Annotated in this window: 19 protein-coding genes and 2 tRNA genes; 4 read left to right on the top strand and 17 right to left on the bottom strand. The window is 68.5% G+C overall.

Annotation, left to right across the window (positions count from 1 at the left end; translation table 11 throughout):
- Nucleotides 1-9 precede the first annotated feature (9 nt).
- The 9 genes from rodA to ACWCRD_RS19375 all read right to left on the bottom strand — a co-directional run bounded on the left by rodA (nt 10) and on the right by ACWCRD_RS19375 (nt 11824).
- Nucleotides 10-1209 carry a rod shape-determining protein RodA gene (rodA, locus tag ACWCRD_RS19415; RefSeq protein ID WP_450967043.1) on the bottom strand — a complete coding sequence of 400 codons (1200 nt, stop codon included), beginning with the start codon at nt 1207-1209 and terminating at the stop codon, nt 10-12.
- Nucleotides 1206-3455, bottom strand: a complete 2250-nt coding sequence (gene mrdA, locus ACWCRD_RS19410) for a penicillin-binding protein 2 (protein ID WP_450967042.1) — start codon at nt 3453-3455, stop codon at nt 1206-1208. The genes rodA and mrdA overlap by 4 nt, the downstream gene beginning before the upstream one ends.
- 83 nt (nt 3456-3538) lie before the next feature.
- Nucleotides 3539-4219, bottom strand: coding sequence for a rod shape-determining protein MreD (gene mreD, locus ACWCRD_RS19405; protein WP_450967041.1), 681 nt, complete (start codon nt 4217-4219; stop codon nt 3539-3541).
- Between the two features lie 19 nt (nt 4220-4238).
- Complete coding sequence (gene mreC, locus ACWCRD_RS19400; RefSeq protein ID WP_450967040.1) at nt 4239-5174, bottom strand: rod shape-determining protein MreC; 936 nt, start codon at nt 5172-5174, stop codon at nt 4239-4241.
- A gap of 180 nt (nt 5175-5354) precedes the next feature.
- A complete protein-coding gene (locus ACWCRD_RS19395) occupies nt 5355-6374 on the bottom strand; it encodes a rod shape-determining protein (RefSeq protein WP_030934321.1) in 1020 nt (339 codons plus the stop codon).
- Nucleotides 6375-6674: 300 nt separating this feature from the next.
- The gene (ndk, locus tag ACWCRD_RS19390) at nt 6675-7088 is read right to left on the bottom strand and encodes a nucleoside-diphosphate kinase (protein ID WP_030934323.1); all 414 of its coding nucleotides are present in this window, start codon (nt 7086-7088) and stop codon (nt 6675-6677) included.
- Nucleotides 7089-7178: 90 nt separating this feature from the next.
- Nucleotides 7179-7547, bottom strand: a complete 369-nt coding sequence (locus ACWCRD_RS19385) for a DUF4233 domain-containing protein (protein WP_450967039.1) — start codon at nt 7545-7547, stop codon at nt 7179-7181.
- A 6-nt stretch (nt 7548-7553) separates the two neighbouring features.
- Nucleotides 7554-9038, bottom strand: coding sequence for a bifunctional tetrahydrofolate synthase/dihydrofolate synthase (gene folC / locus ACWCRD_RS19380; protein WP_450967038.1), 1485 nt, complete (start codon nt 9036-9038; stop codon nt 7554-7556).
- 161 nt (nt 9039-9199) lie between these two features.
- Nucleotides 9200-11824: a valine--tRNA ligase gene (locus ACWCRD_RS19375; protein WP_450967037.1), complete on the bottom strand. Its 2625-nt coding sequence runs from the start codon at nt 11822-11824 to the stop codon at nt 9200-9202.
- 136 nt (nt 11825-11960) lie between these two features.
- Here ACWCRD_RS19375 and ACWCRD_RS19370 point away from each other — a divergent pair, with 136 nt between their 5' ends.
- Complete coding sequence (locus ACWCRD_RS19370) at nt 11961-12944, top strand: hypothetical protein (RefSeq protein WP_450967036.1); 984 nt, start codon at nt 11961-11963, stop codon at nt 12942-12944.
- 170 nt (nt 12945-13114) lie between these two features.
- On the opposite strand, the gene clpX is transcribed toward ACWCRD_RS19370, so the two are convergent.
- From clpX to ACWCRD_RS19345, 5 genes are all read right to left on the bottom strand, one after another.
- Complete coding sequence (gene clpX, locus ACWCRD_RS19365; RefSeq protein ID WP_351471003.1) at nt 13115-14401, bottom strand: ATP-dependent Clp protease ATP-binding subunit ClpX; 1287 nt, start codon at nt 14399-14401, stop codon at nt 13115-13117.
- Between the two features lie 178 nt (nt 14402-14579).
- The gene (locus ACWCRD_RS19360) at nt 14580-15260 is read right to left on the bottom strand and encodes an ATP-dependent Clp protease proteolytic subunit (RefSeq protein WP_450967035.1); all 681 of its coding nucleotides are present in this window, start codon (nt 15258-15260) and stop codon (nt 14580-14582) included.
- Between the two features lie 70 nt (nt 15261-15330).
- Complete coding sequence (locus tag ACWCRD_RS19355; protein WP_344402975.1) at nt 15331-15936, bottom strand: ATP-dependent Clp protease proteolytic subunit; 606 nt, start codon at nt 15934-15936, stop codon at nt 15331-15333.
- A 333-nt stretch (nt 15937-16269) separates the two neighbouring features.
- The gene (tig, locus tag ACWCRD_RS19350; protein ID WP_450967034.1) at nt 16270-17667 is read right to left on the bottom strand and encodes a trigger factor; all 1398 of its coding nucleotides are present in this window, start codon (nt 17665-17667) and stop codon (nt 16270-16272) included.
- Nucleotides 17668-17893: 226 nt separating this feature from the next.
- Nucleotides 17894-17970 (bottom strand) — tRNA-Pro (locus tag ACWCRD_RS19345).
- 130 nt (nt 17971-18100) lie between these two features.
- On the opposite strand from ACWCRD_RS19345, the gene ACWCRD_RS19340 reads away from it, so the two are divergent.
- Nucleotides 18101-18171 (top strand) — tRNA-Gly (locus ACWCRD_RS19340).
- Between the two features lie 148 nt (nt 18172-18319).
- On the opposite strand, the gene ACWCRD_RS19335 is transcribed toward ACWCRD_RS19340, so the two are convergent.
- Entirely contained in the window at nt 18320-18514 is a 195-nt protein-coding gene (locus tag ACWCRD_RS19335; protein ID WP_016435177.1) for a hypothetical protein, read from the bottom strand.
- Nucleotides 18515-19126: 612 nt separating this feature from the next.
- Between ACWCRD_RS19335 and ACWCRD_RS19330 the strand changes: the two genes are divergently transcribed.
- On the top strand, nt 19127-20305 hold the full coding sequence (locus ACWCRD_RS19330) for an acyltransferase family protein (RefSeq protein WP_450967033.1): 1179 nt from the start codon (nt 19127-19129) through the stop codon (nt 20303-20305).
- A gap of 104 nt (nt 20306-20409) precedes the next feature.
- On the opposite strand, the gene ACWCRD_RS19325 is transcribed toward ACWCRD_RS19330, so the two are convergent.
- Nucleotides 20410-20853, bottom strand: coding sequence for an HD domain-containing protein (locus tag ACWCRD_RS19325; protein ID WP_450967032.1), 444 nt, complete (start codon nt 20851-20853; stop codon nt 20410-20412).
- 28 nt (nt 20854-20881) lie between these two features.
- Complete coding sequence (locus tag ACWCRD_RS19320) at nt 20882-22072, bottom strand: PP2C family protein-serine/threonine phosphatase (RefSeq protein WP_450967031.1); 1191 nt, start codon at nt 22070-22072, stop codon at nt 20882-20884.
- Between the two features lie 162 nt (nt 22073-22234).
- On the opposite strand from ACWCRD_RS19320, the gene ACWCRD_RS19315 reads away from it, so the two are divergent.
- The gene (locus ACWCRD_RS19315; RefSeq protein ID WP_450967030.1) at nt 22235-23464 is read left to right on the top strand and encodes a GNAT family N-acetyltransferase; all 1230 of its coding nucleotides are present in this window, start codon (nt 22235-22237) and stop codon (nt 23462-23464) included.
- The last annotated feature ends 111 nt before the right edge of the window (nt 23465-23575 follow it).

The raw sequence follows: 23575 nt of genomic DNA, 5'->3' as shown, positions 1-23575 counted from the left end.
GCCGAAGACCTACGCCGACATCGGCCGCTGCACCCTGATCGACTGCAGCAGCCCCACCGCCATCCACACCGCGAACATCGACGAGCCGCCGTACGACACAAAGGGCAGCGGCAGGCCCGTGACCGGCATGATGCCGAGGGTCATGCCGATGTTCTCGAAGGTCTGGAAGGCGAACCAGGCGACGATCCCGGCGGCGACGATCGTGCCGTACAGCTCCGTCGAGTCGCGGGCGATCCGGCAGGCGCGCCACAGCACCACGCCGAGGAGGAAGATGATCAGTCCCGCGCCGACGAAGCCCAGCTCCTCCCCCGCGACCGTGAAGACGAAGTCCGTCTGCTGCTCGGGCACGAACTGGCCGGTGGTCTGCGAGCCGTGGAAGAGGCCCGCGCCGGTCAGACCGCCCGAACCGATCGCGATGCGCGCCTGGTTGGTGTTGTAGCCGACGCCCGCCGGGTCGAGGCTCGGGTTGGCGAAGGCCGCGAAGCGGTTGATCTGGTACTCGTCCAGGATGTGCAGCTGCCAGATGGCGATGCAGCCGATGACACCTGCCGTGATCAGGCCGAAGACCCAGCGGTTGGAGGCGCCGGAGGCGAGCAGCACACCCAGGATGATCGTCACCAGGACCAGGACGGTGCCGAGGTCGGGCATGAGCAGCACGATCAGGATCGGTACGGCGGCCAGCCCCAGGGACTGCAGGACGGTGCGGTGGTCGGGGTACTTCTTGTCGCCCGCGTCGACCCGCGCCGCCAGCATCATCGCCATCCCGAGGATGATCGTGATCTTCACGAACTCGGCGGGCTGCAGGGAGAAGCCGCCGCCGAAGACGATCCAGTTGCGGCTGCCGTTGATGGTCGCGCCGAGCGGGGTGAGCACCAGCAGGATCAGGAACACCGAGGCGCCGTACAGGATCGGGACGGCGGTGCGCAGGGTTCGGTGGCCGAGCCAGATCGTGCCGGCCATCAGGGCGAACCCGATGCCGGTGTTCATGATGTGCCGGATGAGGAAGTAGTACTGGTCGCCCTGGTTGATCTCGGTGCGGTTGCGGGTCGCCGAGTAGACGAGCAGCGAGCCGATCCCCGAGAGCGCCAGGGCCGCCAGCAGCATCGGCCAGTCCAGTCGGCGGGACACCGAGTCACGGGCGAAGATCCGGGTCCAGCCCGCTCGCCGCGGGCCGTATCCGGGGACGGAGAAGCTGCCTGCACCGGTCATGTGAGCATCCTCCGGCTTCCCCGCCTGCGCGGCCGCCTGCGGGTGGTCCGGTTGGTGGACGTGGGCGAGGGCGTGGTTGCCGCGGGCTGACCGGCGCCCGGGGACGGGCTGGCGTTGTCGTTGGCGTGGAGTTCCTTGGCCGGGTCCTTGGGGACCTTCGGCGCGGCGATCGTGCCGTCCGTCTTGACCTTGGGCAGGCCCTTCTGCGGGCTGGGCAGCAGTGCCTTCTTGTTGTCGATCGAGCCGTCGGGCTGGACGCCGTAGAGGGCGCTGTAGATGCTGCGGACGGCCTCACCGGAGGCGCCGGAACCCGTACCGGCCTGGGCGATCGTCATGACGACCGAGTAGTCCTTGGAGTACGTGGCGAGCCATGAGGTGGTCTGCTTGCCGTAGACCTCCGCGGTACCGGTCTTGGCGTGCAGCGTGATCTTGTCCTGCGGCCAGCCCTTGAACTTCCAGGCGGCGGTACCGCTGGTGATGACGCCCGCGAGGGCCTTGTCGATGCCCTCGTGCGTGGCCTCGCTGATCGGGAGCTTGCGCAGGACCCGGGGCTGGATCTCCTTGACCGTCCTGCCGTCGGCGCTGACGATCGCCTTGCCGATGGTCGGGACGTGCTCGGTGCCGCCGTTGGCGAGGGCCCCGTAGATCATGGCCTCCTGGATCGGGGTGAGGAGGGTGTCACCCTGGCCGATGGAGTAGTTGATCGAGTCGCCCTCGCGCATCTTGAAGCCCTCGAGGCAGCCCTCGTACTCGATCCTCTGGACGTAGGTGCCGCCCTTCTTGCCGCTCTTGCACCAGGCGTCCTTGTTGGCCTTCCAGTAGTCCTCCTTCCACTGGCGGTCGGGGACGCGCCCGGTGACCTCGTTCGGGAGGTCGATGCCGGTCTGCTTGCCGAGGCCGAACTGGTGGGCGGTCTTGTAGAAGTAGTCCTTGGGCTCCCCCTTCTTCGGGTTGATGCCGCCGTCCTTCTTCCACTCGCGGTCGGCGAGACCGTAGAAGACCGTGTCGCAGGAGACCTCCAGGGCCCGGCCCAGCGAGATGGGGCCGAAGCTCTCGCCCTCGAAGTTCTTGAAGACCTGGCCGCCCACCGAGTACGAGCTGGTGCAGGGGTAGCCGCCGTCCCATGCGTAGCCGGCCTGGACCGCGGCGGCCGTGGAGACCACCTTGAAGGTCGAACCCGGCGCGGACTGACCCTGTATGGCCCGGTTGAGCAGCGGGTAGTCGGAGTCCTTGCCGGTGAGCTGCTTGTAGTCCTTGGCGGAGATGCCGCCGACCCACACGTTCGGGTCGTACGTCGGTGCGGACGCCATGGCGACGATACGGCCGGTCTTGGCCTCCATCACGACGACGGCACCGGAGTCGGCCTTGTACTTCTCGCCCGTGACCTTGTCGTACTGGGTGCGGGCGATCTTCATGGCGTTGTCCAGCTCGTACTCGGCGACCCGCTGGACGCGGGAGTCGATGCTGGTGACGAGGCTCGAACCGGCCTGGGCGGGATCGGACTTGGCCTTGCCGATGACCCGGCCGAGGTTGTCGACCTCGTAGCGGGTGACGCCGGCCTTGCCGCGCAGTTCCTTGTCGTACTGGCGTTCCAGTCCGGAGCGGCCGACCTGGTCGGAGCGGAGATACGGCGAGTTGGTGTCCTTGGCCTTCTGGATCTCCTCGTCGGTGACGGGCGAGAGATAGCCGAGGACCTGGGCGGTGTTGGACTTGCCGGGGCCGGGGTAGCGGCGCAGCGCCTCGGGCTCCGCGGTGATGCCGGGGAAGTCCTCGGAGCGCTCGCGGATCTGCATGGCCTGGCGGGGCGTGGCCTCGTCGGTGATGGGGATCGGCTGGAAGGGCGAGCCGTTCCAGCAGGGCTGGGGCGTCTTGGCGTCGCACAGCCTCACCCGCTGCATGACCTCCTTGGGCTTCATGCCCAGGACCCCGGCCAGCTTGGTGAGGACCGCCTTGCCGTCGTCCTTCATCTTCAGCAGGTCGGTGCGGGAGGCGGAGACCACGAGCCGGGTCTCGTTGTCGGCGAGCGCCACACCGCGGGCGTCCAGGATCGAGCCGCGTACGGCGGGGTCGACGACCTGCTGGACGTGGTTGCCGGACGCCTCCTTCTGGTACTGGGCGCCCTCGCGGATCTGCAGGTACCACAGCCGGCCGCCGAGGGTGCCGAGCAGGGAGAGGACCAGGATCTGGATGACGACGAGCCGGATCTGGACCCTTGGGGTCCGTCCGGTCTCGGGAATGTTGGTCACTGCGGCTGCCTCCCCCTCTCAGTGTGTGTACGTGTCATATACGACGGAGCTGTGAATGCCGCCCGCCGCCAGCTCCCGCCTGCTCACAGCCGCTTGACCCCCTTGATGCGGCCCACGCGGGTGGTGCGGGTACGGGCCCTGGTCTTCAGGGCGCCGAGTCCGCCGCGCTGGCCGCCGAGTTTGAGGCCCGTGCCGGCGGAGATCCATCCCGAGGTGATGTCGGTGGCCTTCTTCGACGGGGAGGCGGCCTCGGCGAGCGGGTCGTTGTCCGCGCGCCGGGCCAGGGCCATGATCCCGGGCACCACGAAGGGGGCGAGCAGCAGGTCGTACAGGGCCGCCGAGAACATCAGGCTGAGGAGGCCGACATGGCGGGCTGCGGTGTCGCCGACGAGGGCGCCGACCCCGGCGTACAGCAGGGTCGAGCCGATGGCGGCGGCGACCACGACGAGCATGGGGCCGGTGGCCGACTTCAGCCGCCCGTTCTCCGGTCTGGCCAGCCCGGCGAGGTAGCCGATGACGCACAGCACCAGGGCGTAACGGCCTGCGGCGTGGTCGGCGGGCGGGGCCAGATCGGCGAGCAGGCCCGCGCCGAAGCCGACGAGGGCGCCGCCGACATGGCCGTAGACCAGGGCCAGGCCCAGCACGGTCAGCAGCAGCAAGTCGGGGACGGCGCCCGGCAGATGGAGCCGGGCGAGGACGCTCACCTGGACCACCAGGGCTACGACGACCAGGGCCGAGGAGAGCAGGATCCGGTTGACGCGCATGGGGATTCAGCTCCTACTGCTACGGGGTCTGGCCGGGCGACGCGGTCGCGGACGGAGTGACCGTGACGGTGACCGTCGGTGTGGGCGTCGGCTGGGGTTTGTCGGGGAGCACCGTGTCGCGCGGGTCCTTCTTCGGGGTCTCCACGACGACGCCGACGATGTCGAGCTTGGAGAAGCTGACGAACGGCGTGACATAGAGGGTGCGGGTCAGGTTGCCGCCGGACGGGTCGACGCGGGAGACCACGCCGACCGGGACGCCCGGTACGAAGGGCTTGTCGGCCTCGGAGCCGAAAGTGACCAGGCGGTCGCCCTTCTTCACGTCCGCCTTGGAGTTGAGCAGTTCCACCCGCAGCGGGCGGTCGCCCTGCCCGGTGGCGAAGCCGAGCTCGTCGCTGCCCTCCATACGGGTGCCGACGGTGAAGTCCGGGTCGTTGGCGAGCAGGACGGTGGAGGCGTCGGGGCCGACGTTGGTGACCCGTCCGACCAGGCCGTCGCCGTTCAGCACGGTCATGTCCCGCTTGATGCCGTCGTTGGCGCCGACGTCGATGGTGATCGTCCAGGAGAAGCCCTGGGCCGCTCCTATGGCGATGACCTGGGCGCCCTTGATGCCGTACTGGCCCTCGGCGGAGACCTTCAGCATCTTGTCGAGCTGCGCCAGGCGGCTGCGGTTGCGGTCGTCACTGCCGAGTTTCGCCTTGAGGGTGGCGTTCTCCGTCTCCAGACGGGCGAGCCGGTCGTGCCGGGTGCCCGAGTCACGGACCGCTGAGACGGCGTTGCCGACCGGGTCGACCGCCGACGACACGCCGTCCTCGATCGGGCCGAACACGGTGGCCGCGACCTGGCGGGCACCGTCGACCGGCGAGTCCTCCCCGCCACGGATGTCCACCGTGATCAGCGCGAACGCGATGGCGATCAGCAGCACCAGGAGCAGCCGGCTCTCTCGTGTGTCCCTCACGTGCGGCGGCCGTGCCTTCCTCATAGGAATGTGCAGAGGTTCAGGTGTTCAGTTCAGCTGGGCATTTCCAGCGGGCAGAGGCTTATGGGCGAGCTTATGCCTGTCTATCAACTGCCTCTATATCAACGATCCGCCGTACGAGAGGAGATCGTCCCGTACGGCGGAATCGAAGAGTTGCCGTCATCTGCGCGGCTGGGCGTCCAGCACCTGCTGGAGCGCCTCGAACTCCTCGACGCACTTGCCCGAGCCGAGCGCCACGCTGTCCAGCGGGTCCTCGGCGATGTGGATCGGCATCCCGGTCTCCCGGCGCAGCCGCTCGTCGAGTCCCTTCAGCAGCGCGCCGCCGCCCGTCAGCACGATCCCCCGGTCCATGATGTCGCCGGACAGCTCCGGCGGGCACTTGTCGAGGGTCGTCTTGACGGCGTCCACGATGGCGTTGACCGGCTCCTCGATCGCCTTGCGCACTTCGGCGGCGGAGATGACGACGGTCTTGGGCAGGCCGGAGACGAGGTCCCGGCCGCGGATCTCGGTGTGCTGGTCGTCATCGAGGTCGTACGCCGAACCGATCGTGATCTTGATCTGCTCGGCCGTCCGCTCACCGAGGAGGAGCGAGTACTCCTTCTTGATGTGCTGGATGATCGCGTTGTCCAGTTCGTCGCCCGCGACGCGGATGGACTGGGCGGTGACGATGCCGCCGAGCGAGATGACCGCGACCTCCGTGGTGCCGCCGCCGATGTCCACCACCATGTTGCCCGTGGCCTCGTGGACCGGGAGGCCGGAGCCGATGGCCGCCGCCATGGGCTCCTCGATGATGTGCACCTGACGAGCACCGGCCTGCGAGGACGCCTCGATCACGGCGCGGCGCTCGACGCCCGTGATGCCGGAGGGCACACAGACGACGACACGCGGCCGCGCGAGATACCGTCGCTTGTGGATCTTCAGGATGAAGTAACGGAGCATCCGCTCGGTGATCTCGAAGTCGGCGATGACGCCGTCCTTCAGCGGTCGCACGGCAACGATGTTGCCAGGGGTCCGACCGATCATCTTCTTCGCCTCGGCGCCGACCGCGAGGATGCCACCCGTGTTGGTGTTGATCGCGACGACGGAAGGCTCGTTGAGTACGATCCCGCGTCCCCTGACGTACACCAGCGTGTTGGCGGTCCCGAGGTCGACAGCCATGTCACGGCCGATGAACGACATTGAGTTCCCCATCAGGATTCGTCTGGCCTTCCTGGGAGCTTTTGAGGGCTTTTCAGGTCGGCGAAGTGGGTGCTGTGACGTGAAGGCTTCCATCGTAGACGCGCCTGCACGAACACTGCGCGAGGGTCTTCGCCATTGTCAGCAGATGAAGTGTCGCCTCGCTTGTGGAGACGGCCCATCGGGGGCACTCGTTCCCCCGATCGGCACGCATATGCCAGAGGACGGCCGGAAACCCTCGGCCGCCCCAGGTCAGACGGGTGAGCGACCTGACGGTCACTCAAAAATTCATAGGTTTGTCGCTCAACCGCGGCCGGGGAAAAAGATCTTCACCTCGCGCTCGGCGGACTCCTCGGAGTCGGAGGCGTGGATCAGGTTCTCGCGGACGATCACGCCGTAGTCGCCGCGGATGGAGCCGGGGGCGGCGGCGATCGGGTCGGTCGGGCCGGCCAGCGCGCGCAGCCCCTCGATGACCCGCTCGCCCTCCACGATCAGCGCGACGACCGGACCGGAGGCCATGAACTCCACCAGCGGCTCGTAGAAGGGCTTGCCCTTGTGCTCGCCGTAGTGCTGCTCCAGGGTCTCCTGGTCCAGCGTGCGCAGCTCCAGCGCGGTGATCTGCCAGCCGGCCTTGCGCTCGATACGGCTGATGATCTCGCCGGTCAGGCCACGGCGGACCGCGTCGGGCTTGAGCAGGACGAGGGTGCGCTGGGTCACTGCGGGCTCCTATTGAAGATCAAGGGTTGTGCGGAGGATCAAAGGTGGTGCGGGGGTGTTCGAAGATTACAGGGCGTGTCCGGGCCCCTGTTACACAGCGTCAGGTGTGGAGGAGCCCGTCGAGCCTGTCTCTGCGGCGGCGAACCGGGCCTTCGCCTCGTCGATCTTCCTTCCGTAGTGCACCGAGGCCCACCACAGGGCGGCGAAGACCACGCCGAGGAAGAACATCGTGGGGACGACGAAGCCGGAGGCGACGAGGGCGGCCTGCAGGGCCCAGCCGAGGGCGATGCCGCCCGGACGCGTCACCACACCGCACAGCGCCACGCACAGGAACATCGCGATGCCGCTGACCGTCCACACCGTCGACGTGGCGAGGGCGGGGTCCTTCATGGCGACGAGTCCGGCGAAGCCGATCACGAAGAACTCGCCGATCAGGGTCGAGGCACAGAGCGTACGCACGAGTGGTCAGCCCCTTCCCAGCAGCAGCCGGGCCTCGCCGACGGTGATGACGGAGCCGGTCACGAGCACGCCGCCGCCCGCGAACTCGCCCTCCTCCTCGGCCAGCGTGATCGCGGCCTCCAGGGCGTCCGGCAGTCGTGGTTCCACCTGGACGCGCTCGTCGCCGAACACCTCCACGGCGATCGCGGCGAGCTCGTCGGCGTCCATCGCGCGATGGCTGGAGTTCTGCGTGACGACGACCTCGGCGAAGATCGGCTCGAAGGCCTCCAGCACTCCCCGTACGTTCTTGTCGCCGCTCGCCCCGACGACTCCGATGAGCCGGCTGAAGTCGAAGGCCTCGCCGACCGCCTCGGCGGTCGCGCGGGCGCCGGCCGGGTTGTGGGCCGCGTCGAGGACCACGGTCGGGGACCGCCGTACGACTTCGAGCCGCCCCGGCGAGGAGACGGCCGCGAAGGCCTTGCGGACGGTGTCGATGTCGAGCGGCTCGGGCCGCTGCGAACCGACCCCGAAGAACGCCTCGACGGCGGCGAGCGCGACGGCCGCGTTGTGCGCCTGGTAGGGGCCGTGGAGCGGGAGGTACACCTCGTCGTACTCGCCGCCGAGGCCGCGCAGGGTGAGCAGCTGTCCGCCGACCGCGACCTGACGTGACACGACCCCGAACTCCAGGCCCTCGCGGGCCACGGTGGCGTCGACGTCGACGGCCTTCTTCAACAGCACCTGGGCCGCGTCCACCGGCTGTTGGGCCAGGATGACCGTCGCGTCCTGCTTGATGATGCCGGCCTTCTCGGTGGCGATCGCGCCGGGCGTCTCACCGAGGCGGTCGGTGTGGTCGAGGTCGATGGGGGTGACGACGGCGACGTCCCCGTCGATGACATTGGTCGCGTCCCAGGAGCCGCCCATCCCCACTTCCACCACGGCGACATCGACGGGCGCGTCCGCGAAGGCCGCGTACGCCATGCCCGTGAGCACCTCGAAGAAGGACAGCCGGTACTCCTGCTGTCCGTCGACCATCTCGACGTACGGCTTGATGTCGTTGTACGTCTCGATGAAGCGCTCGGCCGAGATCGGGGCGCCGTCCAGGCTGATGCGCTCGGTGATCGACTGGACGTGCGGGGAGGTGTACCGGCCGGTGCGCAGTTCGAAGGCGCCGAGGAGGGCCTCGATCATGCGGGCGGTGGAGGTCTTGCCGTTGGTGCCGGTGATGTGGATCGAGGGGTACGAGCGCTGCGGCTCGCCCAGGACGTCCATCAGCGCGGCGATACGGCTGACCGAGGGCTCGAGCTTGGTCTCGCCCCAGCGGGTGGCTAGCTCCGCCTCGACCTCGCGCAGGGCCTTGTCGACCTCGGGGTCTTCCGGCCGCGCGGGCACATCTGCCTCCGGCGCGCCGCCCTGGGTGCGCAGGGTGCGGCTGCCGGCCTCGATGATCGCGAGGTCGGGGTCGCGGTCGGTCTCGGCGGCGACGATGTCGTCGAAGGGGTCGCTGTCACTCACGGGGTCAGTCTACGTACGCAGCCCGCGGGCAGTCGTGCCGCCTGGGGCGGCACGGGTGGGCGCGGGCGGCACCCCGCAAGCGCGGGCGAGCGGCCCCGCCCCCACAGCAACCGAAGGCCCCGGAACCAAGAGGTCCGGGGCCTTCACAGACGTAAGAAAAGCTACGCCTCCGGCAGCCGGTCCAGCTGGGCCTGGATCCGTGCGATGTCCTCGTCCGCCTTGGCCAGGCGCCCGCGGATCTTGTCCACCACGTTGTCCGGCGCCTTCGCCAGGAACGCCTCGTTGCCGAGCTTGGCGGTGGCCTGGGCCTTCTCCTTCTCAGCGTTGGCCAAGTCCTTCGCGAGGCGCTTGCGCTCCGCCGCCACGTCGATCGTGCCGGACAGGTCGAGGGCGACCTCGGCGCCGCCGACCGGCAGGGTCGCCGTGGCCGTGAAGTCCTCGCCCTCCGGCTGCAGACGCAGCAGCTGGCGGATGGCCGCCTCGTGCGGAGCCAGCGCCGTGCCGTCCAGGTTCAGCCGGGCCGGAACCCGCTGACCCGGCTGCAGACCCTGGTCGGCGCGGAAGCGGCGGACCTCGGTGATGACGGACTGCAGGGTCTCGATCTCCTGCTCCGCCGCCTTGTCGCGGAAGCCGCTGTCGCTCGGCCACTCGGCGATGACGACCGACTCACCGCCCGTGAGGGTGGTCCAGAGCGTCTCCGTGACGAAGGGGACGACCGGGTGCAGAAGCTTGAGGGTGACGTCGAGGACCTCACCGAGGACCCGCTTGCTGACCTCGGCCGGCTCGCCGCCCGCGATGAACGTGGTCTTGGACAGCTCGACGTACCAGTCGAAGACCTCGTCCCAAGCGAAGTGGAACAGCGCGTCCGAGAGCTTCGCGAACTGGAAGTCCTCGTAGAGCGCGTCGACTTCGGCGACGACGGAGTTGAGCCGGGAGAGGATCCAGCGGTCGGTCGCGGACATCTTCGAGGCGTCCGGCAGCGGGCCCTGAACGGTCGCGCCGTTCATCAGCGCGAAGCGCGTGGCGTTCCAGATCTTGTTGGCGAAGTTGCGGGAGCCCTGGACCCAGTCCTCGCCGATCGGGACGTCGACGCCGGGGTTGGCGCCGCGGGCGAGGGTGAACCGGAGGGCGTCGCTGCCGTACTTGTCCATCCAGTCCAGCGGGTTGACCGCATTGCCGAAGGACTTCGACATCTTCTTGCCGAACTGGTCGCGGACCATGCCGTGCAGGGCGATGGTGTGGAACGGCGGGGTGCCGTCCATCGCGTACAGGCCGAACATCATCATCCGGGCGACCCAGAAGAAGAGGATGTCGTAGCCGGTGACCAGGACGGAGTTCGGGTAGAACTTCGCGAGCGACTCGGTCTGTTCGGGCCAGCCGAGCGTGGAGAAGGGCCACAGGCCGGAGGAGAACCAGGTGTCGAGGACGTCGGTGTCCTGACGCCACCCTTCGCCGCTCGGCGGCTGCTCGTCCGGTCCGACGCAGACGACCTCGCCCTGAGGGCCGTACCAGACCGGGATGCGGTGACCCCACCACAACTGCCGCGAGATGCACCAGTCGTGGAGGTTGTCGACCCAGTCGAAGTACCGCTTCTCCATCTCCTGCGGGTGGATCTTGACCTTGCCCTCGCGGACCGCGTCACCGGCGGCCTTGGCGAGCGGGCCGACCTTGACCCACCACTGCATGGACAGCCGCGGCTCGATGGTGGTCTTGCAGCGCGAGCAGTGGCCGACCGAGTGGACGTAGGGCCGCTTCTCGGCGACGATCCGGCCCTCGGCGCGCAGCGCGGCGACGATCGCCGAGCGGGCCTCGAAGCGGTCCAGGCCCTGGAAGGGGCCGTGGACGGTGATCACGGCGTGCTCGTCCATGACCGTGATGGCCGGGAGGTTGTGGCGCTGGCCGATCTCGAAGTCGTTCGGGTCGTGGGCCGGGGTGACCTTGACGGCGCCGGTGCCGAACTCCGGGTCGACGTGCTCGTCCGCGACGACCGGGATGGTGCGGTCGGTCAGCGGGAGCTTGATCTGCTTGCCGACGAGGTGCTTGTACCGCTCGTCCTCGGGGTGAACGGCGACGGCCGTGTCACCGAGCATGGTCTCGGCGCGGGTGGTGGCAACGACCAGCGTCTCCTCCCCCTCGCCGTACTTGAGGGAGACCAGCTCGCCGTCGTCGTCCTGGTACTCGACCTCGATGTCGGAGATCGCGGTCAGACAGCGCGGGCACCAGTTGATGATGCGCTCGGCGCGGTAGATCAGCTCGTCGTCGTAGAGGCGCTTGAAGATGGTCTGGACGGCCTGGGAGAGCCCCTCGTCCATCGTGAACCGCTCACGCGACCAGGCGACACCATCGCCCAGGCGCCGCATCTGCCCGGAGATCTGTCCGCCGGACTCGGCCTTCCACTGCCAGACGCGGTCGACGAAGGCCTCACGGCCGAGGTCGTGGCGGGACTTGCCCTCCTTGCCCAGCTCCCTCTCGACGACGTTCTGGGTGGCGATGCCGGCGTGGTCCATGCCGGGCTGCCAGAGCGTCTCGAACCCCTGCATGCGCTTACGACGGGTCAGCGCATCGATGAGGGTGTGCTCGAAGGCGTGCCCGAGGTGCAGGCTGCCGGTGACGTTCGGCGGCGGGATGACGATGGTGTACGGCGGCTTGTCGCTCTTCGCGTCAGCCTCGAAGTAACCGCGCTCCACCCAGCGCTCGTACAGCGGCCCCTCTACGTCGGCCGGCGCGTACTGGGTCGGCAGTTCGGTGTCGGGCGCTGGTGGCTGCTGCTGAGCGTTCTCGGTCACGGGGTCAGTTTAGGGGTGTCACGGGGGTGTCCCGAAACGCGTTTGTTCTGTGATGGTGCGCCCCCCGACGGGACGCGCGCTCCCGGTCTGCGCCAGGATGTCGGGGACATATAAGCATCTGGAGGGGAACCCAGTAATGAGTCACAACCAGCCGGGCCCGTACGGCGGGCAGCCCCAGCAGCCCGGACCGTACGGCCAGCCGGGCCCCTACGGCCAGCAGCCGCCGCAGGCTCCCCCGGCCCAGCCCGGCTACGGCTACCCCCAGCAGGCCCCTCCGCCCCAGCCCCAGCCGGGTTACGGCTACCCGCAGCAGGCTCCCCCGCCCCAGCCCGGCTACGGCTACCCGCAGCAGCAGCCTCCCTACGGCCAGGACCCGTACGGCCAGCAGCCCTACGGCGTCCCGCAGCCGCCGGCGCCCGGCGGTGGCGGCGGCAAGAAGGCGGCCCTGATCATCGGCGCGGTGGCGGTCGTGGCGGCCATCGGTGTCGGGGTGTACCTCGTGCTCGGCAAGGCGGGCGGGGGCAGCGGCAGCGTCTCGGACGACGGTGCGCACAAGCTGACGGCGCCGGCGACCGTGATCAGCGGCGAGTACACGAAGTCCCAGAGTGCCGACTCCGCCGGTCAGATGACCAGCGAGGACAAGGCCGACTTCCAGAAGTGGGGCGTGCAGAACGCCAAGGACGTCAGCGCTGGGTACAAGAGCGGCACGGGCCTCAGCGTGAAGAACCTGTCCTTCAGTGGTGTGTACGGCACCATCGACGACCCCGAGGCCGTCGTCGACGCCATGTTCGCCAAGGTCAAGTCGGAGTCCGAGAAGGACCAGAGCAGCAGCGGAACCAAGGGGAAGCTGGTAGGCAGCCCGCAGGCGGTCACGCCCTCCGGTTTCTCGAACGGCGTCATGAAATGTCAGGTCATCGAGCTCGACGGCGGCGCGTCGAGCACGGGCGCCGGTTCCGCGAAGACCATCAAGATGCCGATGTGCATCTGGGGTGACCACAGCACCGTCGCGGTGGTCACGTCCTTCAGCATGGCCGACCTCGCCGCCGGCGGCGGGGCTTCGATCGACGACGCGGCCGCCCTCGCGGCAAAGCTCCGCAACGACGTACGCGTCAAGGCCTGACCGCACCCGCAGTTGACGAAGGGGCGCCCCGACCAGACCGGAGCGCCCCTTCACCTTGCGCACAACTCCCGGCACGGCCAAGGCACTTGCTGCGGCCGGGGATCCGGGATCACGAAAAAGGTGCCCGACGCTGCTGAAAGCGCCGGGCACCTGTCGGGTGTGCGTGGCGGTTACGCCGTCTTCTGCTCCCCGGGTCCGCGGCCCCGCGCATCCCGCGGAATCAGCGTCGGGTTCACGTTCGAATGGACGACGTCCGCCGTGACGACCACGCGGGCGACGTCCTTGCGGGACGGGACCTCGTACATGACCGACATCAGGACCTCTTCCATGATGGCCCGGAGGCCTCGCGCGCCGGTCTGGCGGAGGATGGCCTGGTCGGCGATGGCCTCCAGGGCCTCGCGCTCGAAGTCCAGTTCCACACCGTCGAGTTCGAACAGCCGCTGGTACTGCTTCACCAGGGCGTTACGCGGCTCGACCAGGATCTGGAGCAGGGCCTCGCGGTCCAGGTTGTGGACCGAGGTGATGACCGGGAGGCGGCCGATGAACTCGGGGATCATGCCGAACTTGACCAGGTCCTCGGGCATGACGTCCTCGAACTGGTCCTTCGCCTCCAGCTCCCGCTTGGAGCGGATCGTCGCGCCGAAGCCGATGCCCTTCGCGCCCGCCCGGGACTCGATGATCTTCTCCAGGCCCGCGAAGGCGCCGCCCACGATGAACAGGACGTTCGTCGTGTCGATCTGGATGAACTCCTGGTGCGGGTGCTTGCGGCCGCCCTGCGGGGGCACGGAAGCGGTCGTGCCCTCCAGGATCTTCAGCAGGGCCTGCTGGACGCCCTCGCCCGACACGTCGCGCGTGATGGAAGGGTTTTCACTCTTCCTCGCGACCTTGTCGATCTCGTCGATGTAGATGATCCCGGTCTCGGCCTTCTTGACGTCGTAGTCGGCCGCCTGGATCAGCTTGAGCAGGATGTTCTCGACGTCCTCGCCGACATAGCCGGCCTCCGTCAGCGCCGTGGCGTCGGCGATGGCGAACGGCACGTTCAGCATGCGGGCCAGGGTCTGGGCCAGGAGGGTCTTGCCCGAGCCCGTGGGCCCGAGCAGCAGGATGTTGGACTTCGCCAGCTCGATCGCGTCGTCGCGACCGTTGGCGCCGCCGTTCTCGCCGGCCTGGACGCGCTTGTAGTGGTTGTAGACCGCCACCGAGAGAGCCTTCTTCGCCGGCTCCTGGCCGACGACGTAGCCCTCGAGGAACTCGTAGATCTCGCGCGGCTTGGGAAGTTCCTCCCAGCGCACCTCGCTCGTCTCGGCGAGCTCTTCCTCGATGATCTCGTTGCAGAGGTCGATGCACTCGTCGCAGATGTACACACCAGGCCCTGCGATGAGCTTCTTGACCTGCTTCTGGCTCTTGCCGCAGAACGAGCACTTGAGCAGATCGCCGCCGTCACCGATGCGTGCCACGGTGTGCTTCCCCTTCGCCTGGGAGACGCCTAGATCCAGCGGCTCCTGGTGCTGCCTTAATCCGACGGTACCTTGCCGGGCCCCCCGTTCGGGCCCCCCTTGGCTCGGTTCACTTTGACGTGCAGCGTGTCAAAGCGCACTTACCGTGCCAAGGGGCGGCAGACGATACAGCCTCCGACTAGCGGACGGCCGCGTTGTTCATCTTCCGGGTGGAGATGATCTGGTCGATCAGGCCGTACGAGAGCGCCTCCTCGGCCGTGAGGATCTTGTCGCGCTCGATGTCCTCGCGGATCTTCTCGATCGGCGTGGTGGAGTGCTTGGCGAGCATCTCCTCCAGCTGCGAGCGCATCCGCAGGATCTCGTTCGCGGCGATCTCCAGGTCGGAGACCTGGCCGCGGCCCGTCTCGCTGTAGGGCTGGTGGATCAGCACACGGGCGTTCGGCAGCGCCATGCGCTTGCCGGGCGTACCGGCGGCCAGCAGGATGGCGGCGGCGGAGGCCGCCTGGCCCATGCAGACCGTCTGGATGTCCGGCTTCACGAACTGCATCGTGTCGTAGATCGCGGTCAGCGCGGTGAAGGAGCCACCGGGGCTGTTGATGTAGACCGAGATGTCCCGGTCGGGGTCCATCGACTCCAGGCACAGCAGCTGCGCCATGACGTCGTTGGCCGAGGCGTCGTCGATCTGGACGCCCAGGAAGATCACGCGCTCCTCGAAGAGCTTCGCGTACGGGTCGTACTCGCGGATGCCCTGCGAGGTGCGCTCGACGAAGCGCGGGATGACGTAACGGGACTCCGCCGTGGGGCCCGTGTACTCGGCGCGTGAGCGGTCGAACAGGCCGCTGCCGGGGAAGTCGTTCACTGTCTGTCTCCTAGGAGCTGAGGCGGTCGGCTGGGGGCTGTGCGGGGCCCCAGGGGCCCCGCGGCGGGGCTCAGGCCCCGGTACCGCCGCCGCCCGGCATACCGGCGGCCGTGGGGATGACGTCGTCGATGAGGCCGTACTCCTTGGCCTCGTCGGCGTCGAACCAGCGGTCGCGGTCCGAATCGCGGGTGATCTGCTCGACCGACTGGCCGGTGTGGAAGGCCGTGAGCTCGGCCATGCGCTTCTTGGTGTGCAGCAGCCGCTCCGCGTGGATCTTGATGTCGGAGGCCGAGCCGGCCAGGCCGGCGGAGGGCTGGTGGATCAGGATCTCGGCGTTCGGCAGCGCGAAGCGCTTGCCGGGGGTGCCCGCGCTGAGCAGGAACTGGCCCATGGAGGCCGCGAGGCCCATGGCGATGGTCACCACGTCGTTCTTGATGTACTGCATGGTGTCGTAGATCGCCATGCCGGCCGTGATCGAGCCGCCCGGGCTGTTGATGTACATGTAGATGTCCTTGTCCGGGTCTGCGGCAAGGAGCAACAGCTGCGCGGTGATCTTGTTCGCGATGTCGTCGTCGACCGGCTGGCCGAGGAAGATGATCCGCTCGTTGAGCAGTCGGTTGTAGACATGGTCGCCGAGGCCACCGCCGATGGAGGGCTCGCCGGCGGCGGAGGGCATCAGATTCGTCACGTATCCACCTGCTCGTCTTACGACGGCGCCGGGCCGTCTCACGTTTCCCTGCGGGGGCCTCCGGCGGTTGCGCGGAGTTCCCTGCCCCCATATTCATGGACCCTAACGCGCGGGTCCCTTCGGGGAATCCCGCGGAGGGGGGTGTTCGCCGGGGGCGTAGCGTCGTGGGTACTTTCCGTTCGTCGGTCACTGCGGGGTAGTGGGGGCTGTTCGCGCAGTTCCCCGCGCCCCTTGAGGGCGCTCCCGCCCCAAGCCAGAAGGGCCCCGGGGAACGTCTCCCCAGGGCCCTTCATACGACGTCTCGCAGCGCCGTGGGCGTCGTCAGCCCTCGGTCTTCTCCTCGTCGGCCTCGGTGGCGTCGGCCTCCGTGGCCTCGGCGGCGACCTCGGCGGCCGTCTCGACCTCGTCCTCGTCGTCCAGGTCGATGACCTCGCCGTTGGTGTCCTTGACCGTGGCGGCCTCGACGACGACCGCCAGGGCCTTGCCGCGGGCGACCTCGCCGACCAGGAGCGGAACCTGGCCGCCCTCGACGACGGCCTGGGCGAACTGGTCGGGGGACATGCCGGAGGAGGCCGCACGCCGCATGAGGTGCTCGGTGAGCTCCTCCTGGTTGACGTTGAGCTTCTCCTGCTTGACCAGCTCGTCGAGGACGAACTGGGTCTTGATGCCCTTGACCGCGGCTTCCTTGGTCTCGGCCTCGAACTCCTCGACCGTCTTGCCCTGGATCTCGAGGTACTTCTCGAGGTCGAGGCCCATCTGGCCGAGCTGGTGGTGCTCGAGGTTGTGCTTACGGGTGTTGATCTCGTCCTCGAGCAGCTTCTCGGGGACCGGGACCTCGACCAGCTCGAGCAGCTTCTCCAGGACGCGCTCCTGGGCCTGCGTGGCCTGGTCGTACTGCTTCATGTTCTCGAGGCGCTTGCGGCTGTCCGCCTTCAGCTCCTCCAGGGTGTCGAACTCGGAGGCGAGCTGCGCGAACTCGTCGTCCAGCTCGGGCAGTTCGCGAGCGGCGACCTGGGTGACCTTGACGGTGACCTCGGCCTCCTTGCCGGCCGCGGAGCCGCCCTTGAGCTCGGAGGTGAAGGTGGCCTCGCCACCGGCCTCCAGGCCCTTCACGGCGTCGTCGATGCCGTCGAGCAGCTCGCCGGAGCCGATGGTGTAGGAGACGCCGTTGGCGACGCCGTCCTCCAGCACCTCGCCCTCGACCTTGGCCTCCAGGTCGATGGTGACGACGTCGCCGTCCTCGGCGGCGCGCTCGACCGGGGAGGTCGAGGCGAAGCGCTCGCGGAGCTGCTCGACCGACTTGTCGACGTCCTCGTCGGTGACCTCGACGGCGTCGACCTCGACCTCGATGCCGGAGTAGTCCGGGATCTCGAGGGCGGGACGGACGTCGACCTCGGCGGTGAAGTTCAGCGTCTCGCCGTCCTTCAGCTCCGTGATGTCGACCTCGGGCTGGCCGAGGACGTTCAGCTCGGCCTCGTTGACCGCCTCGGTGTAGAACTTCGGAAGCGCGTCGTTGACCGCCTCCTCCAGGACCGCACCGCGGCCGAACCGCTGGTCGATGACGCGCGCCGGGATCTTGCCCTTCCGGAAGCCCTTCACCGTGACCTGCTGGTTGATCTTCTTGTACGCCGCGTCGAGGCTGTCCTTGAGCTCCTCGAAGGGCACCTCGACAGTGAGCCGAACCCGGGTCGGGTTCAGGGTCTCCACGGCGCTCTTCACGGTTCGGTCTCCTTGTGGCTGACTTCTTGGTTTCTGCCGGAGCCAGACTGGTCCGGCGGATTTCGCCGCCCGGAGGACGTCCGAAGGATCTCCAGTGGTGGTCCAGTGGATATTCCGGCGGATGAGACACACGGGCGCGCAGCTTGCATAGTAACCGCAGCGGCTGAACGCCCCAAAGGCGATCATGCGTGGTGATCGCCCGGGGTGACCGGTGTTGACCGGTCAGTGGTCGGGGTGGCGGGATTTGAACCCACGGCCTTCCGCTCCCAAAGCGGACGCGCTACCAAGCTGCGCCACACCCCGTCAGGTGCGACACGTAGGGTACATGCCCGCAGACAGCGCGGCCGCCGCATTTACGGAGTGTGCGCCGAGCGGGCCGGACCCGCTACGATGCCTTCTGTGCCGCGGTCACCCGACCTGCGGCGCGTACTGTGCGGGCGTAGCTCAATGGTAGAGCCCTAGTCTTCCAAACTAGCTACGCGGGTTCGATTCCCGTCGCCCGCTCTCTACGCATCAGGGCCGGGTCGGAGGATCTTCCTCCGGCCCGGCCCTGGTCGTTTCGAACCCCGAGACGTCCGGCGCGTGGGGCGTGATCATCCAGGGGCGCGGCACAGCGGCCTCCGCGCCCCGGCGAGCGGAGCATCTGCCCGGATCAGAAGCTGATCGAGTTGATGGTCTCCGCTATCGAGTTCAGGAACCGGTTGATCGACGGAGCCATGCCGGTCGATGCCAGGAAGAAGCCGAAGAGCACCGCGACGATCGCCGGGCCGGCCTTGATCGAGCCTCCCCTGATCAACACCACCAGGATGATCGCCAACAGCAGCACCACTGACAGTGAAATGGCCACAACTGATCACACCCTCGGTCGGTCCGCTCTCCCGGCCCGGGGGTGCCAGCCCCGCGCACCCCCGCCAGAACCATCGTGCCACCAACAGGGCCCCCGTATGCGGCAGGTGAGGCATCGTCGGTGACACCTGTGCCGGACCTTTGCCTCGGCCATGCGGGCGCGGCACGTTCGAGAGCCCCAACGCCCGTTGCTCGCACAGCAATTCGACGGGGCACCCGCACAGGGAATTCAGCGAGATCGTTTCCATGTCCACACAACGCGTCCGCAGGTATTTCGAATTGTTGTCACGGGGTTAGCACAGTTGCCAACGCGGGCCCCTCGAAAGGCCAATGAAGCAGACATTCCACTGGAGTCGCTCCCTGGGCATATGCCCCGTTCAGTCGGGACGAGTCATGACAATCAGGACACCTAGTGGTGTGCTGACCGTCACCTTCACGAGGTTCAACTTCCCTTAGTCGCAGGCATTCGAAGCCAATTGGCAGGAACCACCTGGGGAGTTTTACGAAAACCCACAGACGACGCTAGGGTGCCTCAGATGTTTCACGCTGCCTCGTCCCCCGCATGCGTAGCGAGGTCCGGGATCGTCTCCCCCGTTTTCCGGGGGGTAGGTCTGTGACGAACTCGTTGCACCCGCACGGCCAGAACAGGGCGCCGCTCCCTCCGGCACAGTCGCCGGCGTCGGGAGTGCCGAGTCCGCGCTCACCACAGAACCAGCAGAACAATCCCCCCAAGCCCGGCAAACAACGCGACTCGTTCTTCGACAACGCGAAGTACCTGGCGATCCTGCTGGTGGCCATGGGCCACTCCTGGGAGCCGCTGAAGGGGGACAGCCGCATCCTGGAGGCCGCGTACACGGTCGTGTACAGCTTCCACATGCCGGCGTTCATCATCATCTCCGGCTACTTCTCGCGCAGTTTCGACATGCGCCCCGACCGCGTCAGACGACTGATCACCGGCGTCCTCGTGCCGTACGTCGTCTTCGAGACCGCGTACACCCTCTTCAAGCGCTACGGCGACCACGACCCGAGCATGACGGTCAGTCTGCTCGACCCCTGGTACCTCACCTGGTTCCTGGTCGCACTGTTCATCTGGCGGCTGACCACCCCGCTGTGGAAGACCCTGCGGTGGCCGCTGCCCGTCGCGCTCGGCATCGCGATGTTCGGGTCGGTCTCGCCGGAGATCGGCAACGACCTCGACCTCCAGCGCGTGCTGCAGTTCCTGCCGTACTTCGTGCTGGGCCTGTACATGAAGCCGGAGCACTTCCAGATGGTGCGCACGCGGAAGATGCGGATCCTGGCGGTGCCGGTCTTCGCGACCGCGCTGGCCGTCGGCTGGTGGGCGGTGCCGCGGATGAACACCGCCTGGTTCTACCACCGGGACTCCGCCCAGGAGTTGGGCGCACCGTGGTGGACCGGACCGGTCATGGTGCTCGCCATGTTCGGCTGCTCGCTGCTGCTGACCGCCTGCTTCTTCGCCTGGGTGCCGCGCCGGAAGACATGGTTCACGGCGCTCGGTGCCGGCACGCTCTACGGCTATCTGCTGCACGGATTCCTGGTGAAGGCCGGGGAGTTCTACGGCTGGTTCGAGCCGAAGTGGCTGCACCGGCCGTTGGGGGAGATCTTGGTGACGGTGGTGTTTGCCGGGGCCGTCACGTTGTTGTGCACTTCGCCGGTGCGGCGGGTGTTCAAGGGCGTGATGGAGCCCGAGATGAGGTGGGCCTTCCGGCCGGATGCGGCAGACAGTGCCCGGGGGCGGGAGACTGCGCGGAAGCGCGAGATGGCCGGCGCCTGAGGATCTGCCACGGTATGTCGTCTGGCGTCTGCGGGTTCGTCGTGGTTGATCGCGCCCACGCGGCGGAGCCGCAGATCGATGCAGCCCCGCGCCCCTTTGGGGCGCTACTGCTGAGGCAGGCCGAGGAGTGCGCGCATTCTTGCGTACTTCTCGGTCAGTCTTGTGCGGGTTGCCTCGTCGGTGAGGCGGGCCAAGCGGGCCGGATCCGCGTTGTGGGCCAGGTCCGCCTCCTTCACCAGCAGGGCGCCCGGTGTCGCGAGGATCCGGGACGCGTACTCCTGTGGTGCCTCCCCCGGGCGCTTCGTGACCGCCAGGACGATGTTCTTTGTGCGGGAGGTCAGGGGGGCCTCGTTCAGCCATTGTTCGGAGAGGGCGTCGTCCTCCACGGCGTCGTGGAGCCAGGCTGCCGCTATCTGGTCCTCGTCGCCGCCTCGTGTGCGTACCCCCTCGGCGACCGCGTGGAGGTGCTCGGTGTAGGGGCGTCCCGCCTTGTCCGTCTGGCCTTCGTGGGCGGCGCGGGCGGTGGCTTCGACTTCGCCGAGGGTCATCGGCCCTCCAGGGGTTTCGGTCATCGGCTCAGCCCGGTGTCGGTGGCTGGGAGGTCGCCGTCGGGCCCTCCCGGCAGATCAGCAGGAGTGCGCGGTCGTCGTTGACGTCCTTCGCGACCGCCTCGATGAGGTGCCAGGCGGCGCCGTGGAAGCCGCCGGCGACATAGCGGTCGGCCTCGCCCGTGAGGCGGTCGATGCCTTCGACGATGTCCCGGTCGGAGGTCTCCACCAAACCGTCCGTGAACAGCATCAACACGTCCCCGGGGCGCAGCGAGCCCTTCACGGGGTCGAACTGCGCACCGTCGTACACACCCAGCAGCGGGCCCTCGGCCGCCTTCTCCTCCCAGCGGCCGCTGCCCGCGCTGAGCTGGAGACCCGGCGGATGACCCGCGGAGTAGAGCTCGTAGTCGCCGGAGTCGAGGTCCAGGACGAGGTGGATCGAGGTCGCGAAGCCCTCGTCCCAGTCCTGGCGGAGCAGATAGCCGTTGGCCGCCGGGAGGAACGCGTGCGGGGGCAGGGAGCCGAGGAGGCCGCCGAACGCCCCCGACAGGAGCAGGGCGCGCGAGCCCGCGTCCATGCCCTTCCCGGAGACGTCCGTCAGGACGACCTCCAGGGTGCGGCCGCCGTTGGTGCGGGCGGCGACCACGAAGTCGCCCGAGAAGGACTGGCCGCCCGCCGGACGCAGCGCCATCTCTCGGTGCCAGCCCACCGGCAGCAGCGGCAGCTTGCTCTGCACCCGGATGCGTTCACGCAGGTCGAAGAGCATGGTGCCGCCGCGCCGCCAGGGCACGCCGACCCGGCTGCGGAACTGGGCGATGAGCAGACCGAAGAACCCGCAGGCGGCCACCACCAGCACGACGCCAGGGGTGACACGTGAAGGGCCCTCCGTGTAGGGCCCCAGTTTCACGGACTCCACGATCAGTGCCGTGGCCGCGGCCGCGTACAGACCGAGCAGGCTCGCGGGGCGCAGCAGCAGGCCGCCCGCGACGATCGGCAGGACCAGTACGGCCGGGGAGCACCAGACGGAGTTGGCGAGCGTGACGGCGGCGATCAGTGGGATGGTGAGGAGCAGACCGGCGAGCGCGACCCAGTCCGAGCCGTCCCCCCGGAAGTAGTCCACGGCGCTTCTGCGCAGGCCGACGCGGACCCGGTGCCACTGCATCTTCAACCGGGCCGTGAACGTCTCGGCTGCTGCGCGCCGCTCTCGTCCTGCTGCCATTAGTTCGGGACCCTATCCATCGGACCAGCTGCTTGGCACGGGAGGTCCCACTTGTCCCCCGTCCGAGGTTCAACTTCACAGTGAACTTCACAGAAAGCCATAGCGGGTCCGCCAAGGCGAAATTCCCTCGCTCGTCCCGCAATGCCCTGGTAGGCATGGTTCATGGGGACTGACTTGCGCGTACTGCGCCGGGAACACTGGGACGAGTGGTACGACAACCTGATCCGCGCCTTCGGTGGGATTCCGGAGCCGGCCGAGGAACGGGCGCTGTTTCGTGAGCTCACCGAGACGGACCGTTCCATAGGCGCCTGGGACGGTGACGCGTGCGTGGGTACGGCGGGGGCGTTCTCCTTCCGGCTGACCGTGCCCGGCGGGGGCGCGGTGCCCGCGGCGGGCGTGACGATGGTGTCCGTGGCCGCGACGCACCGGCGGCGCGGGGTGCTGACGTCCATGATGCGGCGGCAGTTGGACGACGTACGGTCCTGGGGCGAGCCGCTGGCGGTGCTGACGGCCTCCGAGCCCGTGATCTACGGCCGGTTCGGGTACGGCGTCGGGACGTACCACGTCAACGCCGACATCGACACGACTCGTGTACGGCTGTCGGTGCCGCCCGGTACCGATGACGTACGGCTGCGGTACGCCGAGCCGGCCGACGCGATCGACGCGTGCGAGGCGGTGTACGCCCAACTGGTCGCGCGGCGGCCCGGGATGGTGGCGCGCATTCCGGGCTGGGAGCGGCTGTGGCTGCTCGACCCGGAGAGCGGGCGGGACGGTGCGTCGCCGCTGCAGTGCGTGCTCGCGGAGCGGGACGGCGAGGTCGTCGGGTATGCCCGCTTCCGGATCAGGGCGGGCTGGGAGGCCGCCGGCCCCGAGGGGACGGTTGTCACACAGGACGTGGAGGCACTGGACCCGGCGGCGCACGCGGCGCTCTGGCGGTTCCTGTCCGAGATCGACCTGACGTCGAGGATCGACGCGCGGCGGCGGCCGCTGGACGAGCCGTGGCAGCACATGGTGTCCGACGTCCGCCGCTGCTCGCTGCTGGTCCGGGACTCGCTGCACGTACGGCTGGTGGACGTCGGCGCCGCGCTGCAGGCGCGCACGTATCAGGCGCCGGTGGACGTGGTGCTGGAGGTGGAGGACGCCTTCTGCCCCTGGAACGAGGGCCGTTGGCGGCTGACCGGCGATTCGAAGGGTGCGTCGTGCGAGCGTACGGCGGACGCCGCCGATCTCGCCCTGTCCGTACGGGAGTTGGGCTCGGCGTACCTCGGCGGGGTCCCGCTCGTCTCGCTGGCGGCGGCCGGCCGGGTGCGCGAACTGCGCCAGGGCGCACTGGCGGAGGCGTCGCTCGCGTTCGGCTCGGCGGTGGCGCCCTGGCTGCCGCACGGGTTCTAGTGAGCCGGTCCGGAGATCCTGTCGCAGTAGCGGCAGATGCGGTCAATGATCTGGTCTGCGGTCTTGCTCCACTTGAAGGGCCGGGCCTGTTCGTTCCAGGTCTTGATCCAG

Source organism: Streptomyces sp. NPDC002092 (assembly GCF_053593775.1).
The sequence above is the reverse complement of the archived record's forward strand: the minus strand, read 5'-3'. Positions and strand labels throughout refer to the sequence as shown.

Excerpts from the sequence above, each read along its gene's own strand:
- ACWCRD_RS19370 (WP_450967036.1), top strand. The coding sequence starts at position 11,961 with ATGAGTCACAACCAGCCGGGCCCGTACGGCGGGCAGCCCCAGCAGCCC.
- ACWCRD_RS19355 (WP_344402975.1), bottom strand. The coding sequence starts at position 15,936 with ATGCCCTCCGCCGCCGGCGAGCCCTCCATCGGCGGTGGCCTCGGCGAC.
- rodA (WP_450967043.1), bottom strand. The coding sequence starts at position 1,209 with ATGACCGGTGCAGGCAGCTTCTCCGTCCCCGGATACGGCCCGCGGCGA.
- ACWCRD_RS19325 (WP_450967032.1), bottom strand. The coding sequence starts at position 20,853 with ATGACCCTCGGCGAAGTCGAAGCCACCGCCCGCGCCGCCCACGAAGGC.
- mreD (WP_450967041.1), bottom strand. The coding sequence starts at position 4,219 with ATGCGCGTCAACCGGATCCTGCTCTCCTCGGCCCTGGTCGTCGTAGCC.
- ACWCRD_RS19320 (WP_450967031.1), bottom strand. The coding sequence starts at position 22,072 with ATGGCAGCAGGACGAGAGCGGCGCGCAGCAGCCGAGACGTTCACGGCC.
- ACWCRD_RS19395 (WP_030934321.1), bottom strand. The coding sequence starts at position 6,374 with ATGTCGTTCATCGGCCGTGACATGGCTGTCGACCTCGGGACCGCCAAC.
- ACWCRD_RS19315 (WP_450967030.1), top strand. The coding sequence starts at position 22,235 with ATGGGGACTGACTTGCGCGTACTGCGCCGGGAACACTGGGACGAGTGG.